21 protein-coding genes are annotated in these 22,010 nt (G+C 48.3%); 9 read left to right on the top strand and 12 right to left on the bottom strand.

Annotated elements, in window-relative coordinates:
- Positions 1-41: 41 nt before the first annotated feature.
- A complete protein-coding gene (locus L6472_RS06820) occupies positions 42-2,270 on the bottom strand; it encodes a BamA/TamA family outer membrane protein (protein WP_237803696.1) in 2,229 nt (742 codons plus the stop codon).
- 74 nt (positions 2,271-2,344) lie between these two features.
- Between L6472_RS06820 and L6472_RS06815 the strand changes: the two genes are divergently transcribed.
- Complete coding sequence (locus L6472_RS06815; RefSeq protein WP_237803695.1) at positions 2,345-3,076, top strand: RNA methyltransferase; 732 nt, start codon at positions 2,345-2,347, stop codon at positions 3,074-3,076.
- Positions 3,077-3,149: 73 nt separating this feature from the next.
- Here L6472_RS06815 and L6472_RS06810 read toward each other — a convergent pair whose 3' ends face one another.
- From L6472_RS06810 to L6472_RS06770, 9 genes are all read right to left on the bottom strand, one after another.
- Positions 3,150-3,668: a GNAT family N-acetyltransferase gene (locus tag L6472_RS06810; protein WP_237803694.1), complete on the bottom strand. Its 519-nt coding sequence runs from the start codon at positions 3,666-3,668 to the stop codon at positions 3,150-3,152.
- Complete coding sequence (locus L6472_RS06805; RefSeq protein ID WP_237803693.1) at positions 3,665-4,798, bottom strand: glycosyltransferase family 2 protein; 1,134 nt, start codon at positions 4,796-4,798, stop codon at positions 3,665-3,667. Before L6472_RS06805 ends, L6472_RS06810 begins: the two co-directional genes overlap by 4 nt.
- Positions 4,795-5,247, bottom strand: coding sequence for a hypothetical protein (locus L6472_RS06800; RefSeq protein WP_237803692.1), 453 nt, complete (start codon positions 5,245-5,247; stop codon positions 4,795-4,797). Before L6472_RS06800 ends, L6472_RS06805 begins: the two co-directional genes overlap by 4 nt.
- Before the next feature lie 19 nt (positions 5,248-5,266).
- Positions 5,267-5,881: a recombination mediator RecR gene (gene recR / locus L6472_RS06795; protein ID WP_237803691.1), complete on the bottom strand. Its 615-nt coding sequence runs from the start codon at positions 5,879-5,881 to the stop codon at positions 5,267-5,269.
- Between the two features lie 35 nt (positions 5,882-5,916).
- The gene (locus L6472_RS06790) at positions 5,917-7,710 is read right to left on the bottom strand and encodes an ABC-F family ATP-binding cassette domain-containing protein (RefSeq protein ID WP_237803690.1); all 1,794 of its coding nucleotides are present in this window, start codon (positions 7,708-7,710) and stop codon (positions 5,917-5,919) included.
- Positions 7,711-7,721: 11 nt separating this feature from the next.
- Positions 7,722-8,324: a ribosome biogenesis GTP-binding protein YihA/YsxC gene (yihA, locus tag L6472_RS06785; protein WP_237803689.1), complete on the bottom strand. Its 603-nt coding sequence runs from the start codon at positions 8,322-8,324 to the stop codon at positions 7,722-7,724.
- A gap of 100 nt (positions 8,325-8,424) precedes the next feature.
- Positions 8,425-8,772, bottom strand: a complete 348-nt coding sequence (locus tag L6472_RS06780) for a DUF4293 domain-containing protein (RefSeq protein ID WP_237803688.1) — start codon at positions 8,770-8,772, stop codon at positions 8,425-8,427.
- On the bottom strand, positions 8,769-9,110 hold the full coding sequence (locus L6472_RS06775) for a DNA-directed RNA polymerase subunit omega (protein WP_237803687.1): 342 nt from the start codon (positions 9,108-9,110) through the stop codon (positions 8,769-8,771). Before L6472_RS06775 ends, L6472_RS06780 begins: the two co-directional genes overlap by 4 nt.
- Positions 9,111-9,175: 65 nt before the next feature.
- Entirely contained in the window at positions 9,176-10,012 is an 837-nt protein-coding gene (locus L6472_RS06770) for an outer membrane protein assembly factor BamD (RefSeq protein ID WP_237803685.1), read from the bottom strand.
- 118 nt (positions 10,013-10,130) lie between these two features.
- Between L6472_RS06770 and uvrB the strand changes: the two genes are divergently transcribed.
- The 6 genes from uvrB to L6472_RS06740 all read left to right on the top strand — a co-directional run bounded on the left by uvrB (position 10,131) and on the right by L6472_RS06740 (position 17,463).
- Positions 10,131-12,161 (top strand): excinuclease ABC subunit UvrB, encoded by a 2,031-nt coding sequence (gene uvrB / locus L6472_RS06765; RefSeq protein WP_237803684.1) that lies wholly within the window; start codon positions 10,131-10,133, stop codon positions 12,159-12,161.
- Positions 12,162-13,100: 939 nt separating this feature from the next.
- Positions 13,101-13,550 (top strand): hypothetical protein, encoded by a 450-nt coding sequence (locus L6472_RS06760; protein WP_237803683.1) that lies wholly within the window; start codon positions 13,101-13,103, stop codon positions 13,548-13,550.
- Positions 13,551-13,740: 190 nt separating this feature from the next.
- A complete protein-coding gene (locus L6472_RS06755) occupies positions 13,741-13,842 on the top strand; it encodes a smalltalk protein (RefSeq protein ID WP_155808454.1) in 102 nt (33 codons plus the stop codon).
- 428 nt (positions 13,843-14,270) lie between these two features.
- A complete protein-coding gene (locus L6472_RS06750; RefSeq protein WP_237803682.1) occupies positions 14,271-14,882 on the top strand; it encodes a DUF4468 domain-containing protein in 612 nt (203 codons plus the stop codon).
- 11 nt (positions 14,883-14,893) lie between these two features.
- Positions 14,894-15,118: a hypothetical protein gene (locus tag L6472_RS06745; RefSeq protein ID WP_237803681.1), complete on the top strand. Its 225-nt coding sequence runs from the start codon at positions 14,894-14,896 to the stop codon at positions 15,116-15,118.
- A 38-nt stretch (positions 15,119-15,156) separates the two neighbouring features.
- Complete coding sequence (locus L6472_RS06740) at positions 15,157-17,463, top strand: putative porin (RefSeq protein WP_237803680.1); 2,307 nt, start codon at positions 15,157-15,159, stop codon at positions 17,461-17,463.
- Between the two features lie 72 nt (positions 17,464-17,535).
- On the opposite strand, the gene L6472_RS06735 is transcribed toward L6472_RS06740, so the two are convergent.
- Positions 17,536-18,156: a TetR/AcrR family transcriptional regulator gene (locus L6472_RS06735; protein ID WP_237803679.1), complete on the bottom strand. Its 621-nt coding sequence runs from the start codon at positions 18,154-18,156 to the stop codon at positions 17,536-17,538.
- 135 nt (positions 18,157-18,291) lie between these two features.
- On the opposite strand from L6472_RS06735, the gene L6472_RS06730 reads away from it, so the two are divergent.
- Both L6472_RS06730 and L6472_RS06725 read left to right on the top strand, forming a co-directional pair.
- Positions 18,292-20,604, top strand: a complete 2,313-nt coding sequence (locus tag L6472_RS06730) for an NADP-dependent malic enzyme (RefSeq protein ID WP_237803677.1) — start codon at positions 18,292-18,294, stop codon at positions 20,602-20,604.
- 10 nt (positions 20,605-20,614) lie between these two features.
- A complete protein-coding gene (locus tag L6472_RS06725; RefSeq protein WP_237803676.1) occupies positions 20,615-20,983 on the top strand; it encodes a 2-amino-4-hydroxy-6-hydroxymethyldihydropteridine diphosphokinase in 369 nt (122 codons plus the stop codon).
- Here L6472_RS06725 and L6472_RS06720 read toward each other — a convergent pair.
- On the bottom strand, positions 20,969-21,892 hold the full coding sequence (locus tag L6472_RS06720; RefSeq protein ID WP_237803675.1) for a glucosaminidase domain-containing protein: 924 nt from the start codon (positions 21,890-21,892) through the stop codon (positions 20,969-20,971). The two genes, L6472_RS06725 and L6472_RS06720, sit on opposite strands and share 15 nt — an antisense overlap.
- Positions 21,893-22,010 lie beyond the last annotated feature (118 nt).

Genomic DNA, 22,010 nt, shown 5'->3' with positions numbered 1-22,010 from the left:
TAAAACAGCTAAGATTGCTAAAACAGCTAAGTAATCAACAGTTAGAAAGGCAATCCCACCGCAAAATGAAACGCATAGTCACGGCTGAAGCGCGGATGAAGAATCGGGAAATGCTCTTCATCTTCCGTTTCGAAAGCGGGATTAATCGCTTTCATTCCCAAGTCAAAACGGATAATGAAGTAGTCGAAGTTCAACCTGAGCCCTACCCCATAGCCCACTGCTATTTGGTCTATAAATGTGTTGAACTTAAACTGTCCGCCAGGTTGCTCGTTATATTCGCGTAATGTCCATATATTACCGGCATCAACAAACAGAGCACCTCCCAGTTTCCAAAACAGTTCTGTCCGATACTCCATATTCAGGTCAAGCTTCATGTCGCCCGTCTGGTTGATAAAGTTGATGCGACCATCCTTCTCCTTATATTTGCCTGGACCTAACGAACGGACGCTCCATCCTCTTACGCTATTGGCTCCACCCGAGAAATAGCGTTTTTCAAATGGCAACACAGTGCTGTTGCCATAAGGGTATGCAATGCCAAAACCACAGTGGAAAACCAATTGGTTTGTATTGTCAATCTGGAACGAGCGTGTGAGGTCAACATCAAATTTCGCATATTGAGCGAAGGCAATGTTAAACACACGGAAATGATTGTCTGCATCTTTGTTGGCGTTAAACATTCTGGAAGCCAGCGATAGTAACGATCCCGAAGACTCGACGTTTGTCTTGATTGCAAAGTGTCCCTTGTTGTACGAGTAGCCTAATCCCAGCTTCGTGATAAACAAGTCGGCATAGTTATAGCGTAATATTGCATTGCGGTTGTTTTCGCTGTCCAGATAGTCCTTCTTGAATGTATCAGATATCCATGGCATGAAGACATAGTTCAGGTCTATCAAATCCATCTGAAATCGATCGTGACGATGGGGAAAGTTCCATTTGTAGCGCAAGGCGGCCGACAAGACTCGACGATGAAATTCCGGTCGGTCCTGCAGGTCGTAGATCAGCGACACCTCGCTGGTAGCATTCATGCGCTGTCGCATCTGATGCGAAACGAAAGGAATGATGAAACGAGGAAACTGCAATCTTGCTTGCGCGCTATATTCAAGAAAGTCTTGACTCGAATAGCCCTCCAATCCTTTGATGGCCTCATAGGCACCACGCAACTCTACACTTAGCACCTCACTACCTCTAAACAGATTCTGATTCTGGTATGTCAGCGAAGCAGCTGCTCCCAGATCGCCTGCCGTATTCGTTCCTTCTGGTTGGAAGCTGATAGTCGAAGGCTTGTTGGTTTGAATGTGAATATCACAATCCAGCGAGTCGGTCCCTGCTATTGGCAAGAAATTAATATTCGTATATTTCACGGCCTGCAAGCTTCCGAATCGGGCATAAGTATTTTGCAATTTCCTACTACTGTATGGTTGCTTTTCTGTCAGATATGTACATTCACTCTGCACATGTTTGCGCAGATGGATCCTGCTATCGTTGGGATCACCGCTCGCATAACGGATATTCCTTATATAATAGATGGTGTGCAGCGTATCTTCGTGCTGTTCATTGGTACATGGGTCCAAAAAAAGTGTCAGGTTGATAAGACGTGAATCTTGAGCTGTATCAGCTGCATAGGAAATATATTCTTTGTGAAAACGGTAATAGCCTTTGTCCGTCAGAAACTCCGTGATGCGTTTGCGTTCGTTGTCTAACAACGAGACATTAAACTTCTGACCTTCATGAATCAGACGGTTTACGCTGTCGGTCGCCATCATCTTGTCAATCACTGAGTCGGCAATCTCATAATCTATGTGATGGATAAAGTATGGTTCGCCCAGTTCCATTCGATAGGTCACCCCTACTTTCTTTTTCCCCGTCCGTGCCACACGCTTAGTCACCCTGGCATTCAGGAATCCCTCATTGCGTAACTCCTGTTGAAGGTCGTTACAAGTCAGGTCGGCCAACCGCTCGTTGTATAACACGGGAGCCTCACCCATTGAGCGCAACATGCGGTTGACCCATTTCGTAGAGTCACGCCCCGATAGAGAGTAGGTAGCTAAAGGGAGTCTTAACATCGAGAACCAACGAGAGTTGGGCTTTTGTCGCACATAATTGCGAAGTTGTCCTTTGTTTACATCATGTCCATACTCTCCTACCGCCTCAAGACGGATGCTGTTCAGCAGGTCAGTTCCTTCCGGCACATAACGTGTTGTTGAGCACGAACTCAAGACGAGTATCGCACTCAGCAAAGACGACAAAAGATTCGTTCTCGACAATCGCATATTCAACGTGCAAAGATACGCAATTTATTTGAAGAACTTGCCGATTGTTACATTTTTTTGTTTATCTTTGCAGCATGATAAGCAAAAACCAAATCAAGTTCATCAAGCAGCTGGATCAAAAGAAGTATCGTAAACGCGAAAATGTCTTTGTTGCCGAAGGTCACAAGGTGGTTGGCGACCTGTTATCGTGTGGATTTGAGCCACACACCATCTTTGCTACCAACCAGTGGAAAGCACCTCGTGACATTGCTTTCCAAGAAGTGACCGACGATGAGCTACGCAAGATTAGTTTTCTTCAACACCCTCAACAGGTGTTAGCCATATTTCACATGCCTGCCGCTTCTCCCGCTACCATTCAAGATCAGTTGGTCTTAGCCCTCGATGGTGTTCAGGATCCGGGCAATTTAGGCACCATCATTCGCATTGCCGACTGGTTTGGCATTAGCGATATCTTTTGTTCTGCAGACACGGCCGATGTCTGGAATCCTAAGGTCATTCAGGCCACCATGGGCAGCATTGCACGTGTCCGGATTACCTATACCGACCTTGTTGCGCTGATCAAAGAAGCCCAAGTTCCCGTTTATGGAACGCTGCTCGATGGCGACAATATCTATCAGCAGACACTTTCACAGAACGGCATCATTGTGATGGGCAACGAGGGAAATGGCATCTCGCCCGAGATACGTCAGTTGATAACCAACAAGTTGCTCATTCCCGACTTCAACACTGGCGATAGTCACGCAGAAAGTCTGAACGTTGCTATCGCCACAGCCATCACATGCAGCGAGTTTCGAAGAAGAAATTAGACGCAACGACACCATCTGACATTGCAAAACCACAGGAAGACTACTGCCTACAATCTGGTCCTTGGATGGCTTCTCATTGAAAAATCTTGCTGACAATGACTGCCGGGCTATATGTCTTACCGTCGAAGAGCCAGTCTTTCAGTTCGTCACTCTGGTGGTATCCCAGTTTCTGAAACAAGGCCAGAGAGGGTTTGTTCTCTACCGAGATGATGGCATAGACCTGATGCAGATGAAGTACCTCCGATGCATAGTCATGCAGTTTCAGCATTGTCGCCTCTGAGTAGCCTTGGCGGCGAAAAGGCTTTTGGATAATCAGTCCCAGCTCAGCCCGCAGATTCTTCGGGTCAAAGTTCACCAAATCAACCAGTCCCACGACCTCACCCTTGTCGTTTTCTATCACAAGCCTCACTTGTTTGTCGGTATAGATATCGCCCGTCGCCTGTGCCATGTAGTCGTGAAGCACGTAGTGTGAATAAGGCACATTGGTTGCACCAACGCCCCAAATGCTCCTATCGTTTTCTATCGTGTACAGCAACTCCAGGTCTTCAGGTTCCATTGCTCTGAGCTTCACCGATGCCACTGTCTTGTTCATACTATAATATCCTTTAGTGTTATCAACTCATGAGTCTTTATGTTATAGGTTCCAATGCCCTGACGACAAGTTAGATGCTGGTTGGCATGCTCAATGATATTGCCGAAACCGATGGTATCTATATCGTAAACCACATAACTATTTTGTTCATCTGGCACCGACTCTAACTGAGCATAGAAGTCTGCCTGCAGTCCTCTCCGCATTGCCAGGCTCCTACATTCATCAAGCATATTGTCAGAGCCAACAAACAAGTAGTGAGGTTCTGCCTTTCGGTATGTCGAGAATCCCAGCGCCTCCCTCATGCTCCAGTACAGCATTTGCCACAGGGCAATGAAAGCTCTCAGATAGATCGCTATCTTAATTGGAGCCGTGATCAAGAACGATAGGTGTCCGTAGTGCTTACGGAAGAAAATAATCATCGCCTGATAGAACACGTGGACATATCGATAGCTCGTCTTGCATGTCGATTCGCCCTTATAGTGCAGGATATGAGCCGGTATGTACCAGTTTTCATAGCCACTCTTGATAATGCGATACGACAAGTCAATATCTTCACCATACATAAAGAAATCCTCATCCAGCAATCCTGCTTTGTCGAGTGCCTGCCGACGTAACATGCAGAAGGCGCCACTCATCACCTCAATCTGTTGGGGCGAATCCCACGCCAAGTTACTCATGTAATAACGGTCGGAGTACCCCATCATCTTCAGAAATGAGATATATGGCGTAGGTATAGCCCTTCGCGATTCGCGCGCTATCGATCCATCGGCATTATGCATCATCACACCTGCCCCACCCGCCTTGGGATGAGCATCCATAAAGTCAATGACCTCAGCGAGAGCATCTTCGGCTACAAATGTATCTGGGTTCAGCAACAGTACATACTCGCCGGCCGACTGTTTGATGGCTATATTGTTGGCGCGAGCAAATCCCAGGTTGCGGTTACTCTCTATCAGTTTGATCTGACTGCCATAATGCTGTTTGATGTAGGCCACCGTGTCGTCCTTCGAGTCATTGTCAACCACAAAAATTTCGCTATCTAAATTCTTCGTTGCACGCAGCACACTCTCCAGACACTGATCCAGATAATGTCGCACGTTATAGCTTACGATGACAATACTCAGTTTCATGTTCTCTCTATTTCGGTGTTTTCATTCTGTTGTTCGCTGGCAGTCACTTCTGCCTCACAACGTCTCTTCGATGGATAGACAAAAGGCATGACTAGCAGTGAGATAACGGCCAGATGGCCGAAGTTCGGCTCCTGATCGAACAGATAATATAATAAGGTGTTGCCTATCAAGATCAATCCAAGCAAGCTCAGTCTCACTGTTCCCCAAAATGTCAGGGCATCCTCTTTTCTGTCGCAGAGGTCGTTTTGAACATGTTTAAACTTAAAGAGGCGCAGACTCAGATAGATCAGTGCCAGTGTCGCGAGCACCATCACCGTCTGCACAACGTAGAGTGTTGTTTCAGACGTGCCATTCAAGATGCCAAGATCCACTTCCATATATTCTCCCAAAAGATAGATCAGTGCTGTTGTTGCAAGAATAGTAATAAATATAGTCTTTAATTTAGTCATCTTTCAATTGTTTGCTTGATTATTTATCGTCAAAGGGTGTTCTGTTCAGCAGCGAGCGTCCCAGCGTTACCTCATCAGTATATTCCAAATCTTCGCCCACAGCCACGCCGCGAGCCAAGAGTGTCACCTTGACATCGTAGGGCGCAAGTTTGCGATAGATATAAAAACAAGTGGTGTCGCCCTCCATCGTCGGACTGATGGCCAATATCACCTCGCTGATACCGCCCGCAGCCACGCGTTCAACCAGCGAGTCTATCTCCAGGTCGGCAGGTCCGACCCCGTCTAGTGGCGAGATGACGCCGCCCAACACATGATAGAGTCCTTTGTATTGTTGCGTATTCTCCAGTGCCATCACGTCTTGGATGTCGCTCACCACACAGATGGTAGAGCGGTCTCTGCGCTGATCGCTACAGATGGGACACATGTCGGTATCGCTGATGTTATGACACATGCTACAAAACTTCAGGTCCCGTTTCAGCGCACTGATCGATTCCGTAAATCCCTGCACCTGTTCTTCATCACTTCTCAGCAAGTTCAGTGCATAGCGCAGGGCTGTCTTCCGACCTACGCCTGGTAGCAGTGACAACTGCTCTACGGCTGTCTGCAATATTCTTGAGGGTAATACCTGTTCCATTTGTCTCAGTGCATGTATCGTTAAACAAAAAGCCCTTAGCCATTGATTTCAGCCAATTCAAGCCAGCGCATCGATTTTTCGTCGAGTTCGTTGTTCAGTTTTGGGAGTCGAATGCTCATGGTCGTAATCTGCTCTACCGACAACGTACCCGAGCTCAGGGCTTCTTCTATTTGCTTCTTTTCCTGTTCGAGAGTCTCGATGTCTTTTTCCAGCTGCTCATACTCCCGTTTTTCCTTAAAGGTCAGACGGCGTTTTGTTTGAGCAGCGGCAGCCTCGGGAGCAACAACCGTTTCAGTGGTCTTCGCCACCTTCTTCACCGCCGCCTCTTTAGGTTGCAGTGCGCTCCACTGTCTGTACTGCGTATAGTTGCCGGGAAAGTCCTTGATGACACCGTTGCCCTTGAACACGAGCAGATGATCCACCACCTTATCCATAAAATAGCGGTCGTGACTCACCACGATGACACATCCGGGGAAATCCTGCAGATATTCCTCCAGTATCTGTAGCGTCACGATGTCCATGTCGTTGGTGGGCTCATCGAGCACCAGAAAGTTGGGGTTCTGCATCAGCACCGTACAGAGGTATAGCTTGCGTCGCTCTCCTCCCGACAACTTATAGACAAAGTTGTGCTGTTGTTCGGGTGTGAACAGGAAGTGCTGCAAAAACTGACTGGCCGTCAGGTGCTTGCCACCTCCCATGTCGATATATTCTGCGATGTCGCGCACCACGTCAATCACCTTCTGCTGTTCGTCGAACTTCAGTCCTTCCTGTGAGAAGTAGCCAAAGCGAACAGTCTCACCAATCACGATCTTACCATCGTCAGGCTGCACTTCTCCCAACAACATTTTCAGAAATGTAGATTTGCCGGTGCCATTATTGCCAACGATGCCCATCTTCTCAAATCGAGAGAAATTATAGTAGAAATCTTTCATGACGACCACCTCGTCAGAGAATTTCTTAGAGATGTATTGGCACTCAAATATCTTACTGCCAATATACACATTGCTGGCCTTCAGTCTGACGGCTCGTTCCTCAATGCGCGACTTAGCGACTTTCTCCAGTTCGTAGAAAGCATCTTCGCGATACTTCGCCTTGTGCCCTCGGGCCTGCGGCTGACGGCGCATCCAGTCCAGTTCCGTGCGATACAGGTTGTTGGCACGTGCAATCTCGGCCCTACGGTTGTCAATGCGTTCCTGTCTTTTCTCCAAATAGTAGGCATAGTTGCCACGATACGTATAGACACTCTGGTCGTCTATTTCCAGTATCACCGAACACACCCGATCCAGAAAATAGCGGTCGTGCGTCACCATGAGCAACGTCTTGTTGCCACGATTCAAGAAGCCCTCCAGCCATTCAATCATTTCCAGATCCAAGTGGTTGGTTGGCTCGTCGAGTATCAGCAAGTCCGGTTCCAGTATGAGTACGTTGGCCAGCGCCACACGTTTCTGTTGTCCGCCCGACAGCTGTCCCATAGGTTGCTGAAGGTCTTTAATCTTCAACTGCGTTAGAATCTGCTTGGCCTTGAGCACCTTTTCGGGGTCACCCTCATGGTTGAAGCAAGCATCCAGCACCGTCTCGTCGGCATCAAACTTGGGCGACTGTTCCAGTATGCCCACACGCAAGTCACGACGATAGATGATGTCGCCCGAGTCGGGCGAGTCTTTTCCAGATAATAAAGATAATAAGGTGGACTTACCAACACCATTTTTGGCTATCAGTCCCACCTTTTGACCTTCGGCTATCGAAAAACAAATATTTTTGAACAGTAGAAGCGACCCAAACGACTTGGTCAGATTCTGTACGTCAAGATACGGTATCTCCTTTGCCATGTCTCTACTCCCTACTCTTTCAGCGACTTAGTGATTTGCTCAATGTATGCGAGCACGTCATCGCGTCCCTGACTCTTTTCCGACGAGGTGACGAAGTATGGTGGCATCTCCTCCCAGGTCTCCAGCATCTTCTTCTCGTAGGCAGCCACATTAGCTTTCACCTTAGTGGGCGTCAGCTTGTCGGCCTTCGTAAATACGATGGCAAAAGGCACGCTTGACAAGCCCAGCCAGTTGATGAACTCCAGATCGATAGCCTGAGGTTCCAACCTGACGTCCACCAGCACAAAAACGTTGACCAGCTGTTCGCGCTCAAGGATGTAGCCCCGAATCATCTGGTCCAACTTCTGCACTTCTTTCTTCGAACGCTTGGCAAAGCCATAGCCTGGCAAATCGACCAGATACCACTCGCGGTTGATGATAAAGTGGTTGATGAGCAGTGTCTTGCCTGGCGTTGACGAAGTCTTGGCCAGTTTCTTGTTGCGACAAAGCATGTTGATAAGACTCGACTTGCCTACGTTCGAGCGCCCAATGAATGCATACTCGGGCTTATTGTCCTTGGGACACATGCTCACCATGGGTGACGAGAGCGTAAATTCCGATGTCTTGATCTCCATACAATGATGTTTTTTTAATTTAATAATGATTCCTACGGATTTTGCTTGTTCCGTATCAGCAAAATCGCTTAACCATCAACAACTGCAATGGTTGTTTAAATCAGCGAATACGATCCAGCGAGCGCACCAGCTTCTCGTCGGCCAGAATACGCTTACGTGCCAAGAACAGAAGCACGATAGCTACCATCGGCAACACCATCGGCCAAGTCAGCGCCGTGCTGTCGAAAGCCGAAGCCAAGTTCACATACCACATGACCAGAATCAACATGTTGAAGAAGCATATTGACGCCTGACGCTTGCGCTGCTTGAAAAGAAATATGTTGACCACCGACACAAGGGCAGCCACAAAGGCTACCAGCATCAGTGTCAGATTGGTCATCATAGCCCCGCAGACGCCAGCTGCAATGGCAGCCAGCAGCAGGAATACGGTTTGAATGCGCTGAATCATGCCTCTGCGGGGTTCTGATTATCCTTAGAGGGGTCGCGGAAGTACACCTTACCCTCGATAAACTCCTGAGTAGCCAGCAGTGTGGGTTTAGGCAACTTCTCGTAGTAGCGCGAAATCTCAATCTGCTCGCGGTTTTCAAACACCTCTTCGAGCGAGTCGTTATAGCTTGCAAACTCGGCCAGCTTCTTCGACAGGTCTTCCTTGATCTGCACCGAGATCTGGTTGGCGCGCTTGCCGATGATGGCTACGCTCTCATAGAGATTGCCAGTTTCTTCACACAAATCCATGATGTTGCGAGTCACGGTATTAACCGGAGCTTTTGACTTTTTGTAATCCATTTCTTAATTTTAAAGTTATATTTTTGATTCTTTTATTCTTCTCATTGGTTTCCAGCCGGCAGTGCTCAGTCTTTAATCACCTTTTTGCACTTCGCAATATACTTATTGGCCAGCTCGCTTTCCTTTGCATCAGGATATTCGTTCAAAAATCCGTAGCACTCATCCTCCGCATCGCGATAGCGCTCCAGACGGCGGTCTTCACTCGAGTTCTCTGCCAACTGGAACTTGCTCTTCATGATCAGTACGGCAAATTCCTTGCGCCAGTTGCTGTAGGGGTAAGACTTCAGCGCATTCTCAGCTGTGATGATACACGAGATATAGTTACTCTCGTTGTTGGAGTTGATGTTACCGAAGTAACCGCCTAAGTTATAGTATAGCTCTGCCGAAAGCAACTCTTTCTGCACCAGCTTGTCTTGAAGTTCATACAAACGATCTTGCGCTGTCTTTCTCAGTTCTGAACGGGGGTAGATGTCTAAGAACTGCTGATAGGCATTGATGGCTCCCAACGTAGGAGTCTGGTCAAGGCGGGGTTCAGGCGTACCCTCGTAAAGTGACTGCCCTATATAGAAACAAGCCTTCTCTGCATAGATGCCACGGGGGTAGGTCTGATAGTATTTCTTGAAAGTGGCAGAAGCCGACTCGTAGTCGCCGTCCATATATTGGGCCATGCCCAACATATAAAGCGATTCTTGTGCATCTAATGTACCTTTTTTCAGGGTAATCAAATCCTGTAGCAGGGTCACCGCACGCGTATATTTACCTTCGGCAAAACACTGTTTGGCATACTCGTAGCGGTAGTTGTAGTCGGTTGACTTGAACACCTTGTTGAACTCAGCCGCACAACCGGTCATCAAAACCAATAGCAGCGCCATTCCCCATATCTTGAAAACGTTCTTTTTCATCGTACATTTTAATTAGCATGCAAAGGTACAGAAAAAATCCCAATTATCAAAGCGAATTACATATTTTTTAACCCCGAAGCAGACTCTTTTTAAAATTATTCGTAACTTTGCACTCATTATGGACTTTAAGCTTACATCGAAATATCAACCTATGGGCGATCAGCCCGAGGCAATACGTGAGTTGACCGATGGTGTACGTCGGGGCGACAGGGCGCAGGTTTTGCTGGGTGTCACGGGTTCTGGCAAGACGTTCACTATGGCCAACGTAATAGCCAACTGTGGTAAACCGACGCTGATTTTGAGCCACAACAAGACCTTGGCGGCTCAGCTTTACGACGAGATGCGTGGGTTCTTTCCCGACAATGCCGTAGAGTATTATGTCAGCTATTACGACTACTATCAGCCTGAGGCATACCTACCCTCTTCTGATACTTACATCGAAAAAGACCTGGCTATCAATGAAGAGATAGACCGCCTGCGACTGAGTGCCGTAAGCAGCTTGCTCTCAGGACGAAAAGATGTAATCGTTATATCTTCTGTTTCATGTATCTACGGCATGGGAAGCCCCAACGCTCTGTCGGAGAACGTGATCGAGATTCGTCAAGGTCAGAACATCGACCGCAATGCGCTGTTAAGAAAACTTGTCCAGTCGCTGTATGTCAGAAACGATATCGCACTGGAGCGAGGCAACTTCCGCGTGAAGGGCGATACGGTGGATATCTTCATGGCTTACAACAACATGGTGCTGCGTGTCACCTTCTGGGACGACGAGATTGATGCCATCGAGGAACTGGACCCCGTGACGCTTCAGCGACTGGGGCGCTATGCCGAATATAAGCTCTACCCTGCCAACCTATTTATGACCACACAGGAGCAAACCAACCAGGCCATCCATGATATTCAGGACGACCTGGTGCGCCAAGTGCAGTTCTTTGAGGAACAGGGCGACGAGATCAAGGCGCAGCGCATCAAGGAGCGTGTGGAGTACGACATGGAGATGATCAAGGAGCTGGGCCACTGTTCGGGCATTGAGAACTACTCGCGCTACTTCGACGGACGCAAGGCGGGCGAGCGGCCCTACTGTCTGCTGGACTTCTTTCCCGACGACTTCCTGCTGTTTATCGACGAGAGCCACGTGTCTGTGCCACAGATTGGCGCGATGTATGGTGGCGATCGCGCCCGCAAGACCAACCTTGTGGAATATGGTTTCCGCCTGCCGGCTGCGTTCGACAACCGTCCGCTGACGTTCGACGAGTTCCAGGAACAGGTGCATCAAGTGATCTATGTCTCGGCAACGCCTGCCGACTTCGAACTGGCTGAAGCTGAGGGTGTCGTCGTCGAACAGGTCATCCGTCCCACAGGACTGCTCGATCCACAGATTGAGGTGCGTCCTAGCGAGAACCAGATTGACGACCTGCTGGAGGAGATACGACTGCGCATTGAGCGCCACGAGCGCACGCTGGTCACCACGCTGACCAAACGCATGGCAGAGGAACTGAGCGAGTATCTGCTCGGACACGGTGTGCAGACGGCCTATATTCATAGTGATGTGGCCACGCTGGACCGTGTGAAGATCTTGAACGAACTGCGTGAGGGGGTATATGATGTGCTGGTTGGCGTCAACCTGTTGCGCGAGGGACTCGACCTGCCGGAGGTGTCGCTTGTCGCCATCCTCGATGCCGACAAGGAGGGCTTCCTGCGCTCACGTCGTTCATTGGTGCAGACGGCAGGTCGTGCGGCACGCAATGTCAACGGACTGGTCATCATGTATGCCGACACCATCACGCGCTCTATGCAAGAGACCATCGACGAGACCCTGCGCCGTCGTACCAAACAGTTGCGCTACAACGAGGAGCATGGCATCACTCCCACACAGATTGTGAAGACGCTGAAGAGTTCGCTCAGTCGCGACGACCGTGCCGATGTCAAGGAACTAAAGATGGCCTCTGCCGATGCGCCAGCTGCCTCTGTAGATAACGTGGCTGCTGACCCAATCATCGAACGCATGACGCGTCCGCAAATCGAGAAGTTGATTGCAGAGACCACCCGTCGCATGAAGGAGGCTGCCAAGAACCTTGACTTCTTGCAGGCTGCTCAATACCGCGACGAGATTATTAAACTTCAAGAGATGATAGAACTTAAGAATTAGGCTGGTCAAAATGGCTGGTTTCAAGTTTCAGGTTTCAAGTTCCAGGTTTCAAGATTCAAGATTCAGGTTTCAAGATTCAGGTTCTGACAAGGGCTGTCACCTGGCGCTCGGCTTTGCCGCTTGGCTTGTCCAAGAACCTGAAACTTGAAACCTGAAACCTGAAACTAAATAAAAACCTACACCACCAAATTTTGCTTTGATTAATTCAGGCATGAGCGTATAGTTTCGTACGTTCGTATTTCGTACGTTCGTACGTTTTGGTATATTTTTACTTTCCACGATAAGAAGGGAAAGAAAGCTATAAGGCATTATAAATTTATATATTATATATAATATTATAATATTATATATAATATATAAATTGTATGTTCATTGAAAAACATCAAAACGTACGAACGTACGAAATACGAAAATACGTTTTGATGCAAATTCCCGTGTCTTGTCTTTCCCTGTATAGTGTTGACTCCCTCAGAGCCTTGATTTGTTACTGTTTTGTTAATTACTGTTTATTATACTGATTATGTTGACATATCTCTCTGATTAGGTTGTCTGCTTTCCTGTTTTTGTTGCCCCTTTTCCCGGATTAGTGGACTTCGTGCTGAAAACGTTGACCTTTTCTCATAACTCTTTTTGACTTTTAAGAGGCTGGGCTGGAGTCAACGTATTTTCAGGCTAAGACAAGATGTTTTTTCCATACAGAATACCCGATATATATTTTTCTGTATTTTACCCCTAAAAAATACCCTCGAAAAATGGTGGTTTGTTTGCGGTATATTTGCACACCTCGCATTTATTTAGTACCTTTGCGATACATTTGAGGAACGGAGGATGGAGGCGCCAAACGGAGCGTTTAATGCCGGCAAACGGGACGAATGGGGCCACCAAACGAAATCCTCGGCAAAATCACAATTAACTTTAACCATTTAATACCTTAACACTATGCCTGTACTTTACAAAACTTATGTCAACCAGATGAGAAACTCAAAGATGTTCGGCAAGGTCTATGCCCGCATCGTATCGCTGAAGACCATGACCTACCCTGAGCTGTGCAAGCACATGGCGGAACACAACTCGGTGTATGGCACCGATGTCTGCCTGGGCGTTGCCAACAAGTTGCAGTCGTGTATCCTGGAGCAGCTGATGGAGGGTAAGAAGGTGCAGTTTGGCGACCTGGGTACGTTCTATCTCTCTACGCACACCACGGGTGCCGACTCTGAGGAGGAGTTCAGCCTGGCGTCCAACATGCGCGGAATATACCTGCGTTTCCAGCCCAGTCGCATGGACTTGAACGACCTGACGTCGAAGTCGCTGAAGAAGCGTGCCTCGCTCCTAAACGTGAAGGAGTTGGCGGGAATTGAGGCCGCGAGTCAGGGGGAGAATGAGGACTAAACAAACAGACCCACCCCCGTTCCCCTCCCTGTAGGGAGGGGCGCTTTTACTCTCATCGTTGAGTTTGCGCCGTAGGCGCAACACCTCTCAGTTCTCAGTTCTCCGCTCGAGCTTGCTCGCTTTCCTCAGAAAGAACTCTCAACTTGCGCCAAAGGCGCACTGCTTCTCACTTATTTAAATTCTTTTTACCATGAAAAACAAAATTGAAACTTGGAAATTTATCGTGCAAACCATCATCGCCGTGCTCACGGCAATCGCCACCAGCCTCGGCGTGGCAAGTTGTATGAATTAACCCCTCCCCATCCCTCCCAAGGGGAGGGGGTTAAGTCTCCCCTCGGGGAGATTTAGAGGGGGGGGTGGTTGAAAATCCGAGGACTCCGTAGGCACTCCCCTCCCTTCAAGGGGAGGGGCAGGGGTGGGGTCTGTATCTCCATTGGCAGTTAGAACAACACTGACCCCACCCCCGACCCCTCCCCTACATGGGAGGGGAGGAAAACAACACAATACACCCCAACAATCCAACAACCCCTCCCCATCCCTCCCGAGGGAGGGGGTTAAGTCTCCCCTCGGGGAGGAATACCTCAATCTTTTATAAAGCGGCCCCGTAAAAGGGTCGCTTTTTTCATGTTAACAAAGGAAACACGCAGAATAGATTTGGTTATATGGGAAATTAATTGTAATTTTGCCGCCGTAAACATTAAAAACAAGATTGACGAAGTAATGAAACAGATCATCACGGCAATAACCCTGGCACTGACGATGACAGCCAACGTGCAGGCACAAGATAACACGTGGGAGCAGGTAACAGCAAGCGAAAAGACTGTTCAGGATGCAAAATACTTAGTGGGTGCTGTGCCCGAAAAGAACGGACGCGTGGTGTTTGAAACAACCATCAAGGTTCCTGGAAAGAACCGCACCGAGCTATTTGGCATCATGCAGCGAGTGATGACAGCCATGACCAAGGAGGCTGGACAACTGGAGAACAGCACGATCACAACGACCGAGCCTGACAAAGGACTGCTGGTTGGCAGCTATCAGGAGTGGCTAGTGTTCAAGAACAAACCACTGATACTCGACCGCACACGTCTGTACTACAACCTTGTGGCCGACTGCAATGACGGCGAAGTGCATTTGTCCATGAATCGCATCTTCTACATCTACGACGAAGAGCGTACACCGCTGACCTACAAGGCAGAAGAGTGGATTACTGATCGCTACGGACTGAACAAGAAGCAGACCAAGCTGGCACGCGTCAGCGGTAAGTTCCGCAAAAAGACCATCGACCGCAAGGACTATCTATTTCGTATGATTGAGAAAGAACTGAAGAAGTAAGACAGACCATCATGGAAGAACAGGTAAAACATCCCCGTCGTCACAATCTGGAACCCTTTCGCGATACAGGCAAGATGCGCCGCCTGCGCATGTGGCTGAACATCGCTTTCATGCTAATTGCAATCATCGGCATGGGATTATACTTTGTGATTGACCATCAGATTGCTTTTTGGATTTTAATAGTCGCCAGTGTGTTTAAGTTCATAGAACTGACACTCAGACTGTTGAAACTTTGATACACCTAAGCAGAACAACACCCCTCTGACACAGACCAATGATCATTAGGCAGCTTTCCATCATATCACTCCTTGCAACAGTAACACTCGGTGCGTGGGCTCAAGATTATAATGAGATTGACGAATACGGTAATGTGACGCCACGCAACGAGGCCAACCGCAACTTCAACCCCCACAACAAAGACACCACGAAGAAATCGAAGGTGGTGCCTAAGGGTATCTATGTATGGACGGTGGATCGCCGCTTTGGCGACATGCACAAGGCGGAGGTGGACACCCTGCCCTACCTCTTTCCACAGAGCACACTGGGGGCCGGCATGACTGGGCAATACAACACGCTGGGCAACAACTACTCTGCCCGGCAGACACGTATCGTGATGGATCGCAAGCTGAGCACACAGTCACTGTTTACGGATGCCTACAGTCAGGTGCTGAAAGCGCCCGACGAGTGGCACTTCACCAACACGCTGTCGCCCATCACGAATCTGACCTATGACAACTGTGGCGACAAACTGAATGGTGAGGATCATCTGGGGGCGCGCTTTGCCGTCAATGCAGGCAAGCACACAGGACTGGGATTCGATATCGACTATGCCTATGCTCGAGGATACTTCCAGAATCAAAGTACATCGCATCTGGGGGCGACGTTCTCACTCTCGCATTTGGCCGACCAATACCAGCTGCACCTGCTTTTTAGCACCAACCATCAGAAAGCCAGCGAGAACGGAGGTATCAGCAAGGATGACTATGTGACCCACCCCGAACTGTTCACAGAGTCGTTTTCCTCTAACGAAATACCCACCATCCTGGAACGCAACTGGAATCGCAATCACCACCATCACCTCTTCTTGACCCATCACTACAGCTTGGGCTTCTACCGCAAGGTGAAGATGACCAGCGAGGAAATCAAGGCACGGCAGTTCGCTGCTAAAACTAAACAGAAAAAAGAGCGGGAGGACAGCAGGCAGTTTTTGCCGCAACCCACGGGGCGCCCCGACCATGCCGCCATTGCTGGCAATGAACCTCAGCCCACCAAAGAACCGTTGACCGCCGACACCACCCGCATCCGCGTGGACTCAAAGGAGATGGCCGACAGTTTGCTGGCACTGCAGGCGCAGAAAGACTCGCTGGAAAAACTGATGAAACGTGAGTTTGTGCCCGTGACAAGTCTGATACACACCGCTGAGGTAAATGCCCACGAACGAGTCTATATGGCTAACGCTACGCCGGAGGGTTACTATGCCAACACCTTTTATAATACGTTCTATGGCGGCACACCCGGTGACTCGATCTACGACAAAACAAAATATCTGGACGTGAAAAACACTCTGGCGCTGGCGCTGATGGAGGGCTTCAACAAATATGCGCCGGCAGGCATCAAGGCGTTTGCCTCACACGAGGTGCGTCGCTTTGACATGCCCTTGACATCGGGCAACAACAATGCGTTGCTGGAAAGATATACAGAACACAACATCTCGCTGGGCGGACAACTGCAGAAGCAGCTGGGCCACACACTGCACTATGACCTGGTGGCTGAGACTTGGGTGGCTGGCGAGGATGCCGGACAGTTGAAGTTTGATGCTCAGGCCGACGTGAACTTCCGTCTGCTGGGCGACACTGTCAGACTGCAGATGAAGGGCTATTTCTACCGACTGGCCCCAACCTTCTATCAGCGCAACTACCACTCGAAGCATTTGTGGTGGGAAAACACTTTAGACAAGGAAACACGCACACGCATAGAAGGCGCTTTCAGTTATGGCAAAACCAACACGATGCTGCGTGTGGCAGTAGAGGAAATTCAGAACTACACCTATCTGGGTATGAGCTACACACGCGAAGACGGGATTGTGAAAGGACTAGATGCCGGATTCCGCCAACATACAGGCAACGTGCACCTGATGATGGCGCAACTGGATCAGAAGTTCAAGGTCGGACCGCTGCACTGGGATAACGTGGTGACCTATCAGATGACGAGCAACAAGCAGGTGTTGCCACTGCCCACACTGAACATTTTCTCTAATCTCTACGTGAAATTTATGGTGGCGCGCGTGCTGCGCGTAGAGTTGGGAGGCTCCGCCACATGGTTCACCAAATACGAGGCGCCCGACTTCTTACCTCAGTTGAACAGCTTTGCCATACAGGAGAATACCGCCAGTCGAGTTGAGTTGGGCGAGTTTCCATTTGTGGATGTCTATGCCAACATGCACCTGAAGCATGCTCGCTTCTTTGTTATGATGCAAAACGTGGCGGGCAATGCCCTCTCGAAGAAAGCTTTCTTGGTGCCTCACTATCCGATGAACACGCAAGTCATCCACTTTGGCATCTCATGGAACTTCTTTAACTAAACTGAAAGTTCCACTTTGGTTTGCAGAAAGTCTCACTTGGGTGAGTTAATTGCACTTGATAGAAAAAAAGCATCAAATGGCAGTCTTGTCAAAGAGTTCTAACCCCTTGTGCGTGCAGATGCCACGTATGGAAACGAAAGCAATGCTTCGGAAGACATCCTCGATAGCATACTTCCTGTAAAGCTCATCATCCATCATGGCAGAGGTGACCGAATCCAACAGACGAGTAATGAGGTCTATATTCACATCCTTGCGGAAAATGCCTTCGGCGATACCCCTCTTCAAAAAGTCGTGATAACTCTGATGTGCCTTTTCCCTATCCTTCTCCAAAAGTTCGATGACAGATGGATATTTTACCAAATCTGAATAAAAAAGAGGATTAGTTTTCTTGAAAGTATTAATCTTTTGATAATATGCATAGAATAGCAACTCTATCACATTCTGACAGTTTGCAGCTTTCTCATTCAATTCTTCTTCTTTAGCCGCCTTATACGTCTTGAGCACTTCGACCAACAATTGTTCCTTGTTGCCAAACATCTCGTAGATAGTACGCTTGGAGATGGACAGACGCTGAGCCACATCATCCATCTTCACTGCACGGATACCGTGTTTGGCGAAAGCTTTCATCGATTCTTCGATAACAATATCGTGCAATGACTTCCTATATTCCGAAATACTCTTTATTCTTTGCATATTTATGTAATTTGACTGCAAAGATATAAAAAAAAGATAAAATAAAACGTTTTTCCACGATATTTTAGTAATTTTGCATCATGAAATATTAAGTTTGTATTCAATTCCAACATAAAATATTAAAGTATTAGTTCTATGGTAAAAATTACGAAAGAGGCTGCACTCGAATATCACGAGACCGGCAGACCTGGTAAGATTGAAGTCAAGCCTACCAAGGCATATCGCACCCAGACCGATCTGTCGCTGGCTTATTCACCTGGCGTAGCCTTCCCTTGTTTAGAGATTCAGGAAGACGCTGATGCAGCTTATCGCTACACGGATAAAGGCAATCTGGTGGCTGTTATATCGAATGGCACCGCCGTGCTCGGACTGGGCGACATCGGTGCACTGAGCGGAAAGCCAGTGATGGAAGGTAAAGGCTTGTTGTTTAAGATCTATGGCGGCATTGACGTGTTCGACATTGAGGTTGCCGAGAAAGATCCTGAGAAATTCTGCGAAGCCGTAGAACGCATTGCCCCGACCTTCGGTGGTATTAACCTTGAGGACATCAAGGCGCCCGAATGCTTCTATATCGAGGAACGCCTGAAGAAGACCTTGAACATTCCCGTGATGCACGACGACCAGCATGGTACAGCCATCATCTCTGCTGCCGGTTTGAAGAACGCCCTCGAGGTGAATGGCAAAGATATCAAGAAAGTACGCATAGTGGTGAACGGTGCCGGTGCTGCCGCTATCTCTTGTACCAAATTATATATGGCGCTGGGTGCACAGAAAGAGAATATCGTGATGCTCGACTCAAAGGGTGTCATCTCTACCGAGCGTACTGACCTGAACGAGCAGAAGAAATTCTTTGCCACCACCCGTACAGACATTCACACACTGGCAGAAGCTGTCAATGGTGCTGATGTATTTGTTGGACTGTCGAAGGGTAATGTGCTCTCGCAGGATATGGTTCGCTCAATGGCAAAAGACCCCGTCATCTTTGCATTGGCAAACCCCACCCCTGAAATCACCTACGAGGAAGCCATGGAAGCACGTAAGGATGTGCTGATGGCTACTGGTCGTACGGACTATCCCAACCAGATCAACAATGTGATCGGCTTCCCTTATATCTTCCGTGGTGCGCTCGATGTTCATGCCACTGCCATCAACGAGGAGATGAAGATGGCTGCCGTGCATGCCATTGCTGACTTGGCCAAGCAGCCTGTACCCGATGTCGTGAACGATGTGTATAAGGTGAATAACCTGAAGTTTGGTCGCAACTACTTCATTCCCAAACCTGTTGACCCACGACTAATCTCAGAGGTGAGTGCCGCAGTAGCCAAGGCCGCTATCGAGAGTGGCGTTGCCCGCAAGACCATTGAGGATTGGGACGAGTATAAGAACTCTCTGTCTGTCATGCTCGGACAGGAGACAAAACTCACCCAGAATCTCTATGCGACGGCTGCTTCACACCCACAGCGCGTGGTGTTTGCCGAAGCCATCCACCCCACCATGCTGAAAGCAGCAGTGCAGGCCAACAACGAAGGTATCTGTCAGCCAATCCTGCTTGGTAACGAAGAGATTATCGAGAAGATGGCTAAGGAAATGGACCTGAACCTTGAAGGTATCGAGATTGTGAACCTGCGTCATCCCCGCGAGCAGGAGCGTCGCGAGCGTTATGCTAAGATACTGACCAATAAGCTGCAGCGCAACGGCTACACCTTCCAGGAGGCTAACGACAAGATGTTTGAGCGCAACTACTTCGGAATGATGATGGTCGAGACAGGCGAGGCTGATGCCTTCATCACCGGACTTTACACCAAATACTCGAACACTATCAAAGTGGCCAAGGAGGTCATCGGCATTCGTCCAGAATACAACCACTTCGGCACAATGCATATCATCAACTCGCCTCGTGGCACACTCTACATCGGCGACACGCTGGTGAACGAGAACCCCGATGCGGAGGCACTGACAGACATTGCAAACCTGATGTCAACCGCCGTTCGCTTCTTCAACGAGAAACCTGTTATCTCGATGATATCACACTCTAACTTCGGTTCTTCACAGACAGAAGGTACACAAAAAGTGCGTGTGGCCACTGAAAAGATGCAGGAGATGTATCCTGATTTGGCTATCGACGGCGAGATGCAGATTGGTTTTGCACTCGACAAGGAATTGCGCGATGAGCAATACCCCTTCACCCGCTTGAAAGGACTGGACGTAAACACGCTGATATTCCCCAACCTGACTTCTGCTCGTTCATCGTACAAGATGCTTCAGAAGCTGGATCCCGACGTGGAAATTATCGGTCCTATACAGATGGGGCTGAACAAGCCTATCCATTTCATTGACTTTGGTGCTTCAGTTCGCGACGTTGTGAACATTGTCTCAATCGCCGTCATCGATGCTTATGTTGACAAGGTCAAGAACAAGGTGACCAAGAATATCAACCGAAAGAAATAAGATAGCGTCAATGATGCATTCGGTTATCATCTCACTGGCATCCAATCATGATGCTAAACAAAATCTGAACGAGGCACGATGCTGCCTCGCTCAGATTTTTTCTCAAATCAAATACACAGCAGAAACCCTTACTGAACCTGTCAATGCGAGACGTAAGGATAAATACGTGAATCAGTTGGCGCGTTTTGAAACGACACTTAGTGCAGAAGAAACGAACAGTCAACTGAAAGCCATCGAACAGCAAATAGGACGCACAGACGAAGACCGAAAGTTGGGCATCGTAAACATTGACCTTGATTTGCTGATGCATGGGGACGAACGTTATCACCAAAAAGACTGGGAACGCTCCTACGTGCAAGATCTGTTAGCGCAACTTTAAGGCATCACCGACACGGATGTTATAGTCGGGCGACAGACCATTCATCTGGTAGAGGTACTTCACACGTATGCCATACGTCTGGGCTATAGAATACATCGACTCGCCATTCTTCACATAGTGATAGCGATTCTTATATTCCTTGGGTGCACGACGTTGCTTTTTCTTCAGCCAGACGATCTCGCCTTCATTCAAACGATCGTTCTTGTCGCGCTCATTATAGCGGGCAATCTTCCTGTAAGAAATGCCAATCTCCTTGCCAATAGAGCGGAACGTATCGCCTCGACGGGCAATGATATAGTAGTTCTTGTTGAAGATGGTGATGAGGTGCAACGGCTGGCCGCCTACCGATTGTTCCTTCACACGCTCAGCCATAAACTTGTCATAGTGGCGCACAGTGTCATACTGATAGAGCTTGTATAGCTGAATGATCTCTATCAACTTGTCGGCATAGACAGGGTTGGTAGCATAGCCTGCCGCCTTTAACCCACGTGCCCACCCCCGATAATCGGTTGGTTTCAGACTGAACAGACCGCGATAGCGCTGACCAGTGACCAGAAACACAGAGTGATCTTCGTACGACTCGAAAGCATTCTTATAGACCCGGAAGCACTCTCCGCGGGCATCATCATCTTTATAGATGGTAGGACCTGTCCAGTGATGACATTTGATGCCAAAATGATTGTTGGCTTTGACAGCCAAAGTGCTATTGCCAGCCCCCGATTCCAACAGTCCTTGAGCCAAAGTGATAGAAGCAGGAATTTTATATTTCTGCATTTGCTCAATAGCCACATCTTTATATTGATTGATATATTGCTGATATCGGGCGTTCCATTTAGCTTGCGCCCAAAGACCTATGGGCAAGCAAAACAATCCTATAACAACAACTGCTCTCAAACTTCTCTTCATCATCAATTATTTTATTGCTTGCAAAGATACATAAAAAGAAGAAATAAAGACAGTGATAAATTAGAATTTTCAAATTAAATCTCAAAAAATTAGTTCTATTAACGAATAATGTGTATCTTTG

Origin of the sequence: Prevotella sp. E13-17 (genome assembly GCF_022024035.1) — a bacterium.
Taxonomy (GTDB): domain Bacteria; phylum Bacteroidota; class Bacteroidia; order Bacteroidales; family Bacteroidaceae; genus Prevotella.
This window is presented reverse-complemented; position numbering and strand designations above follow the sequence as displayed.

What these genes read in the sequence shown, in the direction of transcription:
- L6472_RS06820 (WP_237803696.1), bottom strand. Translation starts at nt 2,270, where the DNA reads ATGCGATTGTCGAGAACGAATCTTTTGTCGTCTTTGCTGAGTGCGATA.
- L6472_RS06815 (WP_237803695.1), top strand. Translation starts at nt 2,345, where the DNA reads ATGATAAGCAAAAACCAAATCAAGTTCATCAAGCAGCTGGATCAAAAG.
- L6472_RS06810 (WP_237803694.1), bottom strand. Translation starts at nt 3,668, where the DNA reads ATGAACAAGACAGTGGCATCGGTGAAGCTCAGAGCAATGGAACCTGAA.
- L6472_RS06805 (WP_237803693.1), bottom strand. Translation starts at nt 4,798, where the DNA reads ATGAAACTGAGTATTGTCATCGTAAGCTATAACGTGCGACATTATCTG.
- L6472_RS06800 (WP_237803692.1), bottom strand. Translation starts at nt 5,247, where the DNA reads ATGACTAAATTAAAGACTATATTTATTACTATTCTTGCAACAACAGCA.
- recR (WP_237803691.1), bottom strand. Translation starts at nt 5,881, where the DNA reads ATGGAACAGGTATTACCCTCAAGAATATTGCAGACAGCCGTAGAGCAG.
- L6472_RS06790 (WP_237803690.1), bottom strand. Translation starts at nt 7,710, where the DNA reads ATGGCAAAGGAGATACCGTATCTTGACGTACAGAATCTGACCAAGTCG.
- yihA (WP_237803689.1), bottom strand. Translation starts at nt 8,324, where the DNA reads ATGGAGATCAAGACATCGGAATTTACGCTCTCGTCACCCATGGTGAGC.
- L6472_RS06780 (WP_237803688.1), bottom strand. Translation starts at nt 8,772, where the DNA reads ATGATTCAGCGCATTCAAACCGTATTCCTGCTGCTGGCTGCCATTGCA.
- L6472_RS06775 (WP_237803687.1), bottom strand. Translation starts at nt 9,110, where the DNA reads ATGGATTACAAAAAGTCAAAAGCTCCGGTTAATACCGTGACTCGCAAC.
- L6472_RS06770 (WP_237803685.1), bottom strand. Translation starts at nt 10,012, where the DNA reads ATGAAAAAGAACGTTTTCAAGATATGGGGAATGGCGCTGCTATTGGTT.
- uvrB (WP_237803684.1), top strand. Translation starts at nt 10,131, where the DNA reads ATGGACTTTAAGCTTACATCGAAATATCAACCTATGGGCGATCAGCCC.
- L6472_RS06760 (WP_237803683.1), top strand. Translation starts at nt 13,101, where the DNA reads ATGCCTGTACTTTACAAAACTTATGTCAACCAGATGAGAAACTCAAAG.
- L6472_RS06755 (WP_155808454.1), top strand. Translation starts at nt 13,741, where the DNA reads ATGAAAAACAAAATTGAAACTTGGAAATTTATCGTGCAAACCATCATC.
- L6472_RS06750 (WP_237803682.1), top strand. Translation starts at nt 14,271, where the DNA reads ATGAAACAGATCATCACGGCAATAACCCTGGCACTGACGATGACAGCC.
- L6472_RS06745 (WP_237803681.1), top strand. Translation starts at nt 14,894, where the DNA reads ATGGAAGAACAGGTAAAACATCCCCGTCGTCACAATCTGGAACCCTTT.
- L6472_RS06740 (WP_237803680.1), top strand. Translation starts at nt 15,157, where the DNA reads ATGATCATTAGGCAGCTTTCCATCATATCACTCCTTGCAACAGTAACA.
- L6472_RS06735 (WP_237803679.1), bottom strand. Translation starts at nt 18,156, where the DNA reads ATGCAAAGAATAAAGAGTATTTCGGAATATAGGAAGTCATTGCACGAT.
- L6472_RS06730 (WP_237803677.1), top strand. Translation starts at nt 18,292, where the DNA reads ATGGTAAAAATTACGAAAGAGGCTGCACTCGAATATCACGAGACCGGC.
- L6472_RS06725 (WP_237803676.1), top strand. Translation starts at nt 20,615, where the DNA reads ATGATGCATTCGGTTATCATCTCACTGGCATCCAATCATGATGCTAAA.
- L6472_RS06720 (WP_237803675.1), bottom strand. Translation starts at nt 21,892, where the DNA reads ATGATGAAGAGAAGTTTGAGAGCAGTTGTTGTTATAGGATTGTTTTGC.